The sequence below is a fragment of the Pseudomonas fluorescens group sp. PF-1 genome (assembly GCF_054481335.1).
In genome coordinates this window covers 2,025,894-2,038,323 of the sequence record NZ_JBTMNG010000001.1, presented here as the reverse complement: position 1 = coordinate 2,038,323, position 12,430 = coordinate 2,025,894, and the positions used below count along the sequence as shown (strand labels likewise).

The 12,430-nt window shown below is 55.2% G+C and carries 13 protein-coding genes; 4 read left to right on the top strand and 9 right to left on the bottom strand.

The genetic code is table 11. The annotated features are described in order from the left end of the window. Positions 1-61: 61 nt before the first annotated feature. The 9 genes from ACX3YD_RS09770 to ACX3YD_RS09730 all read right to left on the bottom strand — a co-directional run bounded on the left by ACX3YD_RS09770 (position 62) and on the right by ACX3YD_RS09730 (position 8,484). Positions 62-445 (bottom strand): VOC family protein, encoded by a 384-nt coding sequence (locus ACX3YD_RS09770; protein WP_045062361.1) that lies wholly within the window; start codon positions 443-445, stop codon positions 62-64. 92 nt (positions 446-537) lie between these two features. After that, the gene (locus tag ACX3YD_RS09765) at positions 538-1,656 is read right to left on the bottom strand and encodes an S-(hydroxymethyl)glutathione dehydrogenase/class III alcohol dehydrogenase (RefSeq protein ID WP_458959801.1); all 1,119 of its coding nucleotides are present in this window, start codon (positions 1,654-1,656) and stop codon (positions 538-540) included. 58 nt (positions 1,657-1,714) lie between these two features. Continuing rightward, entirely contained in the window at positions 1,715-2,854 is a 1,140-nt protein-coding gene (locus ACX3YD_RS09760) for an FAD-binding oxidoreductase (protein WP_458959800.1), read from the bottom strand. 1 nt (position 2,855) lies between these two features. Continuing rightward, on the bottom strand, positions 2,856-3,926 hold the full coding sequence (locus ACX3YD_RS09755; protein WP_321144357.1) for an aromatic ring-hydroxylating dioxygenase subunit alpha: 1,071 nt from the start codon (positions 3,924-3,926) through the stop codon (positions 2,856-2,858). 261 nt (positions 3,927-4,187) lie between these two features. Next, entirely contained in the window at positions 4,188-5,309 is a 1,122-nt protein-coding gene (locus ACX3YD_RS09750; RefSeq protein WP_458959799.1) for a DUF2817 domain-containing protein, read from the bottom strand. Positions 5,310-5,383: 74 nt separating this feature from the next. Further along, positions 5,384-6,151: an ABC transporter ATP-binding protein gene (locus ACX3YD_RS09745; RefSeq protein ID WP_151141673.1), complete on the bottom strand. Its 768-nt coding sequence runs from the start codon at positions 6,149-6,151 to the stop codon at positions 5,384-5,386. 26 nt (positions 6,152-6,177) lie between these two features. Further along, the gene (locus tag ACX3YD_RS09740; protein ID WP_458959798.1) at positions 6,178-6,891 is read right to left on the bottom strand and encodes an ABC transporter permease; all 714 of its coding nucleotides are present in this window, start codon (positions 6,889-6,891) and stop codon (positions 6,178-6,180) included. Beyond that, positions 6,888-7,577, bottom strand: a complete 690-nt coding sequence (locus ACX3YD_RS09735) for an ABC transporter permease (protein WP_458959797.1) — start codon at positions 7,575-7,577, stop codon at positions 6,888-6,890. The genes ACX3YD_RS09740 and ACX3YD_RS09735 overlap by 4 nt, the downstream gene beginning before the upstream one ends. A gap of 136 nt (positions 7,578-7,713) precedes the next feature. Beyond that, entirely contained in the window at positions 7,714-8,484 is a 771-nt protein-coding gene (locus ACX3YD_RS09730; protein WP_458959796.1) for an ABC transporter substrate-binding protein, read from the bottom strand. A 445-nt stretch (positions 8,485-8,929) separates the two neighbouring features. On the opposite strand from ACX3YD_RS09730, the gene ACX3YD_RS09725 reads away from it, so the two are divergent. The 4 genes from ACX3YD_RS09725 to ACX3YD_RS09710 all read left to right on the top strand — a co-directional run bounded on the left by ACX3YD_RS09725 (position 8,930) and on the right by ACX3YD_RS09710 (position 12,430). Continuing rightward, positions 8,930-9,865 carry a LysR substrate-binding domain-containing protein gene (locus ACX3YD_RS09725; RefSeq protein ID WP_458959795.1) on the top strand — a complete coding sequence of 312 codons (936 nt, stop codon included), beginning with the start codon at positions 8,930-8,932 and terminating at the stop codon, positions 9,863-9,865. Positions 9,866-10,750: 885 nt separating this feature from the next. Next, positions 10,751-11,047 (top strand): transposase, encoded by a 297-nt coding sequence (locus ACX3YD_RS09720; protein ID WP_458959794.1) that lies wholly within the window; start codon positions 10,751-10,753, stop codon positions 11,045-11,047. A gap of 324 nt (positions 11,048-11,371) precedes the next feature. Then, the gene (locus ACX3YD_RS09715) at positions 11,372-12,079 is read left to right on the top strand and encodes a hypothetical protein (RefSeq protein WP_458959793.1); all 708 of its coding nucleotides are present in this window, start codon (positions 11,372-11,374) and stop codon (positions 12,077-12,079) included. A 117-nt stretch (positions 12,080-12,196) separates the two neighbouring features. Further along, positions 12,197-12,430, top strand: a complete 234-nt coding sequence (locus ACX3YD_RS09710) for an AlpA family transcriptional regulator (protein ID WP_458959792.1) — start codon at positions 12,197-12,199, stop codon at positions 12,428-12,430.

Sequence of the window (12,430 nt, the reverse complement as noted above, 5' to 3'; positions counted from 1 at the left end):
ATATACATGATGACTTTAAATAAAATCAGCGAAGCCAGCCGAGGCTGACCTCGCGTTACACTTAGGCCGCTTTGAAGCAGTAAGCTGCCAGCTTATTCCCGTCAAGGTCACGGGCGTAGGCAGCATAAGCATTTGGTGCCCAGCCGCGTGTGCCAGGGGCGCCGGCGCAGACGCCACCTGCAGCCAGGGCTGCGGCATGGAACGCGTCGATTGCGGCGCGGCTCGGAGCCTCGAAGCTTACAGTCACGCCGTTACCGACGGTGGCGGGTTCGCCGTTGGCCGGTTTCAGGACGAAGAAAGAAGGTGCGTTCTCCCCCCAGATTGAACCATTGTCGTCCAAATCGGCAATGCGCTTGTGACCCAGCTTACCCAGTACGCTATCGTAAAAAGCGCGTGCTTTGTGGAGGTCGTTAGTACCAACTGTGACGTGAGTGAATACGCTCATCTTGGGTTCTCTTGATTGTTTATGAAGTAGGTGTTGCTCTTGTTGCATCAGGATGGTTTGCACCCTGACAACTAATCGCTGGATCTTCTGACTCAGCGATCGAAGTGAATTACGGTACGAATACTCTTGCCTTCGTGCATCAGGTCAAAGGCCTTGTTGATATCCTCCAACCCCATGGTGTGAGTAATGAAGGTGTCCAGTGGAATTTCTCCTTTCTGCGCTTTCTCGACATAGCTGGGTAGCTCGCTGCGACCTTTCACTCCGCCAAAGGCCGAGCCGCGCCAGACCCTGCCAGTAACTAATTGGAATGGACGGGTACTGATTTCCTGCCCGGCGCCAGCGACACCGATAATCACCGACTCACCCCAACCCTTATGGCAACACTCCAGAGCTGCGCGCATCAGGTTGACGTTGCCGATGCATTCAAACGAGTAATCCACCCCCCCCTCGGTCAGTTCGACGATCACGTCCTGGATCGGCTGGTCGTAATCCTTCGGATTGATGAAATCAGTGGCGCCCAATTGCCTAGCAATCTCGAACTTGGCCGGGTTGATATCGATCGCGATGATTCGGCCAGCCTTGGCCATGGTGGCGCCAATGATCGCAGCCAGGCCGATGCCACCCAATCCGAAGATGGCTACACTGGCGCCCTCCTCCACTTTGGCCGTGTTGAGTACCGCGCCTATGCCGGTCGTAACACCGCAACCGAGCAGGCAAACCTGCTCCAGCGGAGCCTCCTTCGCAATTTTCGCCAGCGAGATTTCCGGCAGTACCGTGTACTCGGAGAACGTCGAGGTGCCCATGTAGTGGAAGATCGGCTCCCCCTTATAGGAGAAGCGGCTGGTGCCGTCAGGCATCAGGCCTCTTCCCTGAGTGGCACGGATTTTCTGACAGAGATTTGTCTTGCCGGACTTACAGAATTTGCACTCGCCACATTCCGGGGTATAGAGCGGGATCACATGATCGCCCACCGCCACGGACGTTACCCCCTCGCCAATGGCCTCGACGATACCGCCGCCCTCGTGACCGAGGATGACCGGAAAGATACCTTCCGGATCGGCGCCGGATAGGGTGAAGGCATCGGTATGGCAGACGCCTGTGGCCGTGATGCGTACCATCACCTCCCCAGCCTGCGGCGGTGCCACATCGACTTCGACAATTTGCAGGGGCTGGTTGGCAGCAAAGGCTACGGCAGCTCGCGATTTGATCATAATTGTTTTTCCTGAACGCAACGAAGACGGTGGTCGGTGTTAATCGTAGTAGGGCTTGTCACTGGCGTAAGTCCAATGTCACGGCGCTGGTTGGGCGCGTACAGCAGAGCAGGATATTGCCGTTTGTGGGGGTATCCAGCGGCTCTTCGAAATACTCGACAGAGCCTTCACGCAAGCTGACCTGGCAGCTGTTGCAGAGACCGGTCCGGCAATTGAAAGTCGGCGTAAGCCCGGCCTGTTCGGCGAGTTCTAGCAGTGAGTGGCAGTTCTGATCCCATGAGACCTGTGTTCCAGATGGCAGAAACTGCACGCTTAATGTGCTTTCGCTCCTGCTGGCCACGGCTGATGGAACAAGCATAGTGGGCGCAGTAGCGGGCGCCGGTCTAACTTCGTCCTCTTCAAGGATGGTCGCCGGACCGAAGAACTCGTAATGAATACGCTCGGCGGCGATCCCGAGGTTGCGCAGCAGACGCCAGTTCGCCTGCATAAAAGGCCGCGGACCGCACAGATAGACGTCATAGTCGTCCATCGGCAGCAGCTCTTGTAGGGTTTCTCGACTGACCAGCCCCTGGCTATGAAAGACCTGTTTGGCCTGATCCTCCGCGTCCGGATTGCGGTAGCAAAAGTGCGCCTTGATCCCAGGACGACAGCTGGCTAGAGTCAGCACCTCGTCACGGAAAGCATGCACGGCGCCGCTTTCGCAGGCATGGATGAAGTACACCGGACGCGTCGAGTTACGGCTCAGCTGATGCAGCATGCTCAGCATCGGGGTCAGGCCCACACCACCACTAAAGAGCACCACTGGCCTTGAGCTGTCTTCGTCCAGTGTGAAGGTACCGGCCGGTCCGGCGATCTCCAACTGGTCGCCAACCTGCACGTGATCGTGCAGGTAATTGGAGCCTTGTCCAGGCGGCAGCTCGGGCTTGTCGAACGGTGCGGGCTCGCGCTTCACCGAAATACGCAGGCGCGATGTATCGCGGGGATCTGCACTAAAGCTGTAGTTGCGCAGCACAGTCACACCGTCATCCAAGGAAAGACGGACAATCAGGAACTGCCCCGGGCGAAAAGGCATGCTGGAAACACCATCGGCTGCCGTCAGAACGAAGGAGGTGATCACGGCGCTCTCGGGATTTTTCTCGATCACCCGATAGGCTTTGAAACCTTGCGGGGTGAGCTGTTTTTGCGCTTGGGTCCCCATCTTATGCCTCCGTCTTTTTTTCCGCGTGTTGTTGGGTCAGTGGAATCAAACGATCAGACTGTTCTTCGGCAATCAACTTGGCCAGGTGACGACGAAAGCGCAACGGGCCTGAGTCAGTTGCTAGATCAATGTTGGGCGTCTGCTTGTTGGCCATACCTAGGTGCACGGCACTGAGAACGACCCGATCTTCGGCAAAAGCATGACGCACGTCCTCGTCGAACTGGCGTGAGATCTCTTCATTGTCCTGGTCGAAATTTCGTACTTGGAACCAGTAGTAGCGAGTGCTTGCTTCGTCGATGGGGGTCATGAAGTTATAGGAGTTCATCAGGAATACCTGCTCGTGCAGCTCTCCCTCATCGGAGCCAGTCCCTGCCGGGGTGAACAGCGCCTTGATAATGGCCTGTGCAGGGTAGTGCACCTCATAGTGCTGCTTGCGATCGCAGTTGCCGCTGAATTTGACGAATTTTGCATAGAAGGGCGCCACTTCGACATCGCGCATCCAGCGAGATACGACCACACCGACATCGCTGACGGTGGTTTGTAACGGCTCTTCAGCGCAAGCCGCGTTACCAAAGGAGGATTGATGCACCCAGGCCACATGAGAGGGGTCAAGCAGGTTGTCGGTCATGTACAGATAGTTACAGGGGATAACCATGCTATCGCCACGATTGAGTCCCCATGCGGGATCCCCCCATTCCGGCACATGGCAGATTTTTGCTTCGTCAGCCAGATCGACATCACCCATCCAGATCCAGATAAGCCCGTAGCGCACGGCAAGGGGATAACTGCGTACCTTGGCACCTTGTGGAATGCGCTGGCTACCGGGGGCGCGGACACAGCTGCCGGAGCAGTCAAAGGTCAGGCCATGGTAACCACACTCAAGGTTATCGCCCTGGCGACGACCCAGTGATAAGGGAAGCTTGCGGTGCGGACAGGCATCCTCTAGGGCTACCGGGGTGCCGTCGCTCTTGCGGTACAGCACCACCGATTCACTGAGCAGAGTGACGGGGTAAAGATCTTCGCCCAGTTCGGCTTCGCTGGCGGCGACATACCACGCGTTTCGCAAAAACATGAGATCTCTCCTTATATTTTGTTGTTCGCCCTTTGCATAAGAACGATGGCTAATGACGAGCCCAGAATACGAGGTTCTTATTAGGTAAGAATAGATGTCCTTATCTGTCGGTTTATTTAGATTTTCTAAATCAATAGTTTTAGGTGTACCTTGGGCATTGCACGCCAATGGCGCCGCGGAAAGCACTCAAGACCGCGCAGGGCAGCCTTGAATATGGGGGATAGGTTTATGCAACCTGCGACTGCGATGAGCAGGGGGGGGTTAGAGGTGGGGTGGAAGCTTAATCTGAGGCAATGCCGCCAGGGCCCGCTCCCAGATTTGTCGAGTGCGCAGCCAGACCAGCTCCCGCCAGTCACTGTCAGCCGGATAGAACTGTTCGAGCAACTCCAACTTAATTTGCCTGGCCAGCGGGTCGGTCAGGTCGCCGTATAGGTGCAGCCACTGATCGTTGCGCAAAACAGTATGAATCTGCTCCCCGGGATAAGTGCCGCATTCGATTACGAACGGCATCAGGTGCACCTGTGGCAGAGCATCGAGCAGGGCCTGCGAGGTATAGCCAGTGGCTGTCGCGGCCACCCCGGTAGAACTCTGGCTATCGGCACCAGTGAGCAGCGTGTAGAGCCACGGACCGTATAACGCCTGAGCAGTGTTCAGCGCCGGGTAAGCCGATTGGGCAATGCTCATCAGCATTGGGTGGCCGTAGTCCCCGGCGCCGGTGTGTAGGTCAAAGCACATGGCGACCTGAGTGTACGCCAGGTGCTTTTTCAGGATGCTGCGTAAAGTCTTGTTTGACCAAGCTGGTGCCTGGCCACCGTAGAACAGACCATTGGGATGACAGTACTGGCCAGCCTCGACAATTGACATCACGACTGACCAGCCCTCCGCACGTACACGCTCGTTGAGTAAGGCATCAGCGCGTTCGCGCTTCGTCCCCTTCAGCTGTGGACAGGTATAGATCTCATGCTGGGCCTCATAGCCCTGGTTGTCCGGCAAAGTTTGAGAGAAGTCCAGATAGTTGCGATTGAGGTCGATGTTGTCTTCGTTGACGCGGCGGATCCAGGCCGTGCCCCAGGGATTGATCAGGTGAATCATCAGCACCGCGACGTCGGCGGGTAGGTTTCTCTCGGTGAAGGTTTGCAGCCATTGGATCTGGCAGTCCGAGCCATAGAAACCTTCAACCCCGTGGGTGCCACTGAGGCAGACCAGCACTCGCTTGGCCTTTGGATCACCGAGCCAGGCGACGTCGGTGCTCAGATGCTCGTCAAAAGGCCCGCGTAAGGGGTGAGGGTACTCGCTCAGGCTCGCGCCTGCGGCTCTGGCCGCCGTTAAAAACCGCTCACGTTGACTGGCAAAACTGGGGTGCTCTGGAAAGCCTGGGTTCATGATTGCCTCATTTTGATCAACAGGTACCGAGCGTTCAGGAGTCGTCCGGCACAAAGTTAGGGGCGCTCGCCGAATTACTTCAAACGGCCGGAGAGAAACTGCGTCAAACGCTCGCTTTGCGGGTTGACCAACACCTCGCTGGGGTGGCCTTGTTCCTCAACGCGGCCTTGATGCAGGAACATGACGTGGTTCGAGACGTTGCGCGCAAAGCCCATTTCGTGGGTGACCACGACCATGGTCCGGCCTTCCTCAGCTAGGGCCTGCATCACCTTCAACACTTCGCCGACCAGCTCCGGGTCGAGTGCTGAGGTCGGCTCGTCGAACAGCATCACTTCAGGCTCCATCGCCAGTGCCCGGGCAATCGCCACACGCTGCTGCTGGCCACCTGAGAGGTGGGATGGGTATTTGGTTTCCACACTAGACTCCAAACCTACCTTAGCCAGGTACTTGCGCGCTCGCTGCTCGGCTTCCTTGCGTTTGATCCCAAGGACGTGAACGGGTGCTTCAATGATATTTTCCAAGACCGTCATGTGTTGCCACAGGTTAAAATGCTGGAACACCATCGACAGTTTGGTGCGCATTTTTTGCAGTTGGCATGGGTCAGCCACCTGCAAGGCGCCGTTGATGTCTTTTTTTGTGCGGATTTCCTCGTTGTTCACGGTAATGCGCCCGGCACAGGGTTGTTCGAGGAAGTTGATGCAGCGAAGAAAGGTACTTTTGCCCGATCCGCTGGAACCAATGATACTGATGACATCACCGGCCTTAGCGTTGAGTGACACGCCCTTCAGGACTTGATGGGCGCCGTAGCTCTTGTGCAGTTCATCTACGCTTAGTTTGTACATATTCGATGCTCTCTAAATACGGCCAGTCAATGAGTCTGTGGCTTGAGGTAGGCTAACCAGCGCATTTCGCAGCGCCGAAACAGCCAGATCAGGGCAAACACCATCAAGGCATACAACACCGCGGCGATGCCAAAGGCCTCGAATGAGGAATAGGTCGCCGAGTTCACATCACGGGCGACCTTGAGCAGATCAGGTACCGTGGCGGTGAAGGCGAGAGTGGTTGAGTGCAACATCAGGATCACTTCATTGCTGTAGTACGGCAGTGAGCGCCGCAGCGCTGAGGGCAGAATGATCCGCAGATACAAGGTTAATTTGGACATGCCATAGGCGCGCCCGGCTTCGATTTCGCCGTAAGGCGTCGCCCGAATCGCTCCGGCAAAGACCTCAGTGGTGTAGGCGCAGGTGTTAAGCGCGAAGGCCAATAGCGTACAGTTGATCCCTTGGCGGAAGAATGCATCAAGCACAGGCTGGCTGCGGACCATTTCCAGGCTGTAGATCCCGGTGTAAAGAATCAGAAGCTGGATGTACAGCGGAGTACCTCGGAATACATAGGTGTAGAACCATACCGGACCGCGGATTAATGGGTTGCTGGAGACCCGGGCGACCGCCATCGGCACCGAAAGCAAACCGCCGATGGCGATGGAGGCGACCAGCAGCCACAAGGTCATGGCAACGCCGGACAGTTGGTAACCATCGAACCAGAGGTAGGCTTGCCAATATTCCTGCACGATTGAGTTCATAGCTGCGCTCCTCTGACGCCGATGGCGTAGCGGCGCTCCAGCCATATCAGGACGCCATTGGATAGGGTGGTAATTGCCAGATAAATCAGTGCGCCGATGATGCTGAAGAAGAACAATTGCATCGAATGCTTGCCGGCATCCTGAGTAACTTTGACGATGTCGATCAAACCGATAATTGAAACCAGTGCGGTGGCCTTGATCAGCACCTGCCAATTATTGCCAATACCCGGCAGCGCAAAGCGCATCATTTGTGGAAACAGCACCCGCATAAACACTTGTCGGGGATTCATGCCATAGGCGATGGCCGCCTCGAGTTGACCGGCCGGGACCGACTGAAAAGCTCCGCGGAAAGTCTCAGTGAAATAAGCGCCATAGATGAAGCCAAGGGTAAACACCCCGGCAGCCAGAGGATTGATATCTATTTGCTCGAGTTTCAGCCATTCGGTGAAGTTGTTGAGCCAGATCTGCAGGCTAAAAAACAACAGCAGCATGATTAATAGATCAGGGACGCTGCGAATCAGTGTGGTGTAGCCGGCTGCCAGATGACGCAACAGCCGATGCGTTGAAAGCTTGGCCGACGCGCCGATCAGGCCAAGCACAACGGCCAGCAACATCGAGAGTAGTGCCAGCTTGATGGTCGCAAACGTACCTTCGAGAATGAGCGAACCATAGCCCTGTAAAAGCATGTTCTGTCTCTCCTTTGGCAATGGAGGTCTGAAGACCGTCCATTCAGGGGGCTGAATGTTCGGGGATAACCTTTGGGCACGACCAGGCTCGTGATCACCGATACGCTGGTGATCAGAGCTGGTCAGGCATCGGGTATCAGTTATAGATATCGAAGGTGAAATACTTTTTCTGAATCGCGTCGTAGGTGCCGTTCTTGTGCATTTCTGCCAGCGCGCCATTGATCGCCTGCATCAACTCCGGGTCGTCCTTGCGCAGGCCGATCGCGATCCCCTCGCCGAGCAACTTTTCATCTGTGACGGCATCGCCCGCGAAGGCGAAGCCGGTGCCATTAGATGTCTGCAAAAAGCCGATATCGGCCACCGCTGCATCCGTCAGAGTGGCATCGATACGGCCACTGATCAGGTCCGGGTACAACACATCCTGATTTGTGTAAGACACCAGAATGACCCCTTGCGGTGCCCAGACGGCTTTGGCATAAGCTTCCTGGGTGGTGCCTTGGGCAATGCCGACACGCTTACCCTTGAGCGACTCGACGGTGGGCAGCAGGCCGCTGTCCTCTTTCGCGATCAGGCGATTGGGCGAGTTGTAGAGTCGGTCCGTGAACGCGACATTCTCCTTACGCTTTTCGTTGACAGTCATTGCTGAAAGGACCGCATCGAATTTCTTCGCCCGGAGCGCTGGGATGATGCTGTCAAAAGCGGTTTCGTACCAAACACACTTGACCTTGAGCTGGGCGCAAATGGCATTACCGAGGTCGATGTCGAAGCCCACCAACTGGCCATCCGGATTTTTTGATTCAAAGGGAGCGAAGGTCGGGTCTACACCAAATCGAATGACACTCAAGTCCTTGGCAAGGGCGGAGGTAGAAGCGAGTGCAATTACCATGGCTAGGACAAACTTTTTCATTCTTGTTTTTCCTTTGTTTATTGGATGAACCGCATACAGACAAGTCATTAAATGAAACTACCTGTATATACATGACAGGCAATATACAGGCCAATCTCACAAAGGATCACGCAGGGCTACGATTTTTGGACGATGTTGACTGAAAGGGGGCGGGGCGAATGGTAAGCAAGACCGTGATTTTGTTACGTATCGTAGCGGTGGCGGGAGATTTATTCCCATCGACACCTTCCACATTTCATTTGGACATCAGCTTACGTCCGTGAGCAAGGACGTGAACGACAACCTAGCTACGGCTCTCGTATTTCTTTTTTCACTTAGGTCTTTCGGTCAAACCTTGTCCATCTACACCAGAAGATGGTAATTACTTTCATAAAAATGTTAAAAACAGTTACTTTATGCAACTGAGCTAAAGTATCAATCTGAAAATTCTTTTATGGAAATGCTGATGGATAACTTGCCTTCTCTGCGTGCTCTTCAGGTTTTTGACGCCGTCGGACGTTTTGGTGGAATTGTCGAAGCCGCTAGGCGCTTAGGCATCTCGGCAGGTGCGGTAAGCCAGCAAATGAAACTGCTGGAAGACAGCCTAGGTTTGAGCCTAACCTTCAAGGTCGGCAAGCGCATTCGCCTAACCGCAGCGGGGCAGCGCTACCACGATAGTTGCGCTGCGGCATTCGAAAGCCTCCGTATCGCTCAGGTCGAAGTCGAGCGTACGAAAAACGCTAGCAACTTGCGCATCAGTGCCTTGCCATCTTTGTTTTCGGACTGGTTGGCACCGCTGATTTATGCATGGCAGAGTGAGCACCCGGACCTCAATCTATTTCTAGACGGAAGTCATACGGAACCGGCTTCCGATGGCTATGAAATCGATTTCCGGGTGACCTACGGGCACTATGCATTGACTGAAAACGCTGTAGAGTTGTTTCGCGATTGCGTGGTGCCAGTCTGCAGCCCAAAGCTTTTACGCGGCGATGCACCGTTGCGCAGCCCGGCGGATTTGCTGAATTATCCGCTGCTGTCGATTGACTGGTTACCGAAGTTCGCATCCCCCCCCTCATGGCGTGACTGGTTCGACGCGCAACACGTAGACCATTCGCAATTACGCGATGGTTATCGGGTCTACTCATTGTCATCGATGGCCATTCAGGCTGCTGTGTCGGGACAGGGAGTGGTATTGGCGCAATGCTCGATGATTGCCAATTCGCTGGCGGACGGGCGTTTGATCATGCCTTTTGCGCAGGGACTTCCATTACCCTCGCCGTATTTCTTGGTGGGTGCTAAAGATGCTTTCGACAAGGCCCATTGCCGCGAATTCCATCGCTGGCTAGTGTCGCGTGGACGAGATCAAATGCTAATTAACGAGCATTTGTTGTCCCGATCATAGACTCGTTGCCAACACAGACGTTCAAAAGTGATGGCAAAACAGGTCAACCCGTGGCTGGCAAGCCCCTTAGAAGTCAGAGCATTCAAAATGCATTCTGCTGATAGAGGAGCCGACCTGAAAACTCCATCAGGGACAGCGGCCGTGGGCCAAACAAAGGCCGGATACATGGCCGAAGTCTTTGCCTTCAAAACCTAACGAACCGACCGCTTGATAAACCGCGGGCGTCCATACATGACATTTGCTCGTTCATCCCGTCGCCTCTCGACGCTCGGTAGCACGCTGGCAAACATGTAGATCTCTCAGGGTAATTCGCGCCACCTTCCTGCTTATGCCTGTCGGATATACGTCGTAGCGCTCCGTGGAAGTATTGGACTTTGACGATTTTGGCCGTCTTACGCCGCTGCGCCGCCTCATCCGCCTCCTGTTCGTCGAGCCAGCATTTGGCGACGACAGCGTTGATGACGATAAACAGCTCAGATCCTGACTGAGAACCTGAGAGGCAAAATAGCTTTCGAGGCTGCAGTATTTTTAAGGACAGACAGAAAGCGATTTCATCAAAGCCCGGGAAGCGCAACCGTCCAAACATGAGCCCGGATACATTAGGGCAAGCATCCTCTGCCGCTTATCGTCCGTGGCTGCAGGAGATGGGCTGACCATACATTGCCTCGGGCTTCCTTCAAATTCGCAGTCGCCCGCGACACCCTTATCTCTGGCTAACACTCCCCTTGCCGGGTGTGTAGAGGACTTTCACCTCCAAGTCACCAGCGTGGCCACCACAGCCAAACTGATTGAGCTAACGCGCAACGCGCCATGCCTGGCGCACAAGCAGATCGCCCGAAGCAGCGCAGGCCAAGGCGCTAATTCCAGCCTTTTAAAGCAGTGTGATTGCGGCTTTGCTCAGACGCCCAGTGGGCGAAGATGGAACCACCCTGCGTAGGCAAGCTAAGCGATCCTAGGCGCCGCGGTACCGATAATCGGTGCTTTATCGAGGCGATGCTGTGGATTGCCCGCACCGGCAGCCCTTGGCGCGATCTGCCATCTCACTTCGGGAAATGGAGTACGGTCTTCAAGCACTTCTGTGACTGGGTAATGGCCAACGTATTTAAACGACACCAGCCCCGGCTCAGTATCGATGCCAAGATGAGCGCCCCCCCCCGGTGGCCGTTTACCATTTCGCTATAACGCTCTGAAGCGTCGATCCCTATGGACCGCGGCCGATAGATTGAACTGAGCCTGAAACCGGCTATCGTCACAGTTGATGCCATGGCATCGAGAGGATAAACATCTACCTTTCCGGACCCGATTGGGCAACGCAGAGACCTGCAGTGAGCCCCCAGGAAAACGTTGGACGAAGATCAAAGCTAGCCACATAGGGTCGTAGACAAATGGAATGGCCTCACCGAATTTAAAATCCGATTAAGCAACCACTGCCAGCAGTTCCTCGCGGTGAGCGATGCAGGATGTTCCACGGGAGGCCCATCCATAGAAATGGAGGTCCATCCGTACATGCACGCCGACAATTTCAATCCGCTAGCTAAAACCTTCTATCGACCAATCGATGCCGCCTTGCGATGGTGCGAGCTCGTGCAATACGAGGCCGAAATAGTAAAAGCCGACTGGTACTGCCCGAAGAAGCTCGGGAGCTTATTCCCCCAATGGCCCTGCCTTCAGGCCAATCTTGAAAGACTTTATGATGCGATGCGTAACGGGGAGTTGCCCTATGGCCACTTCGGTGTTTCAGTGCCGATGGGAACTCCCTTGGAGTCTGTTTCGTTAACGGTGCGCCATGCTGACTTACGCCTCTGGATGCAACGTCACTACCCCGATCAACGACCTGAATTTCTCTTCGGGTCAGACAATGACACCCATGAAAACATCAACCCGGCAGCTTACCTTTCCCTCCACGCCGAGCGTGATGCCCTCGTGCAAGAATGCACTAAGTTGCAACGCCAAGCGGCTGAACGACAAGCAGTAGCGCTGGAGCAGAGGCCGCTTAGCGAGCGCGGCGAACACACCCTCCTGCAGATCATTGGCGCTCTGAACTACACCATCCTGGACGTGTCACCTGCCGGCAAACCCATGTCCGTGCTCGAAAATCAAGCCGCGATCGTCGATGCCATAACAGCACGTTTTAAAGACATTCCCGGTCTTAGCAAACGAACGCTGGACGCAAAATTCGCCGCAGCCAATCGCGCCCTCAAAAAAACCACTTGAGCGAAACAGCATTGCACTGCAATGCCCTCCATTGCAGTGCAATGACGCCCCCGCCTTTCTACTATTCAATTCAGGTCACATCCCATCACGCGCCAAGCGGCGCCAGGAGTGACCAGCATGTCCAGTTCATCCATCCCATACGCTGACAGTCATCAACCGCCGGCCGAACGCCACATCATGCGTCGCGATGAAGTGGAACGCAAAACTGGGTTTAAACGGGCGCACATCTACAACCTGATGAAGGAGGGCCGCTTCCCTCAAGCCAAACGCATTGGTCTACGCGCAGTGGGCTGGGACTCGGTGGAGATCGAGCGCTGGATTACCGAACGGCTGACGCCGCAGGAGCAATGA

Bases quoted from the DNA above. Each gene is read 5' to 3' on its own strand.
- ACX3YD_RS09770 (WP_045062361.1), bottom strand. From the start codon at position 445: ATGAGCGTATTCACTCACGTCACAGTTGGTACTAACGACCTCCACAAA.
- ACX3YD_RS09765 (WP_458959801.1), bottom strand. From the start codon at position 1,656: ATGATCAAATCGCGAGCTGCCGTAGCCTTTGCTGCCAACCAGCCCCTG.
- ACX3YD_RS09760 (WP_458959800.1), bottom strand. From the start codon at position 2,854: ATGGGGACCCAAGCGCAAAAACAGCTCACCCCGCAAGGTTTCAAAGCC.
- ACX3YD_RS09755 (WP_321144357.1), bottom strand. From the start codon at position 3,926: ATGTTTTTGCGAAACGCGTGGTATGTCGCCGCCAGCGAAGCCGAACTG.
- ACX3YD_RS09750 (WP_458959799.1), bottom strand. From the start codon at position 5,309: ATGAACCCAGGCTTTCCAGAGCACCCCAGTTTTGCCAGTCAACGTGAG.
- ACX3YD_RS09745 (WP_151141673.1), bottom strand. From the start codon at position 6,151: ATGTACAAACTAAGCGTAGATGAACTGCACAAGAGCTACGGCGCCCAT.
- ACX3YD_RS09740 (WP_458959798.1), bottom strand. From the start codon at position 6,891: ATGAACTCAATCGTGCAGGAATATTGGCAAGCCTACCTCTGGTTCGAT.
- ACX3YD_RS09735 (WP_458959797.1), bottom strand. From the start codon at position 7,577: ATGCTTTTACAGGGCTATGGTTCGCTCATTCTCGAAGGTACGTTTGCG.
- ACX3YD_RS09730 (WP_458959796.1), bottom strand. From the start codon at position 8,484: ATGAAAAAGTTTGTCCTAGCCATGGTAATTGCACTCGCTTCTACCTCC.
- ACX3YD_RS09725 (WP_458959795.1), top strand. From the start codon at position 8,930: ATGGATAACTTGCCTTCTCTGCGTGCTCTTCAGGTTTTTGACGCCGTC.
- ACX3YD_RS09715 (WP_458959793.1), top strand. From the start codon at position 11,372: ATGCACGCCGACAATTTCAATCCGCTAGCTAAAACCTTCTATCGACCA.
- ACX3YD_RS09710 (WP_458959792.1), top strand. From the start codon at position 12,197: ATGTCCAGTTCATCCATCCCATACGCTGACAGTCATCAACCGCCGGCC.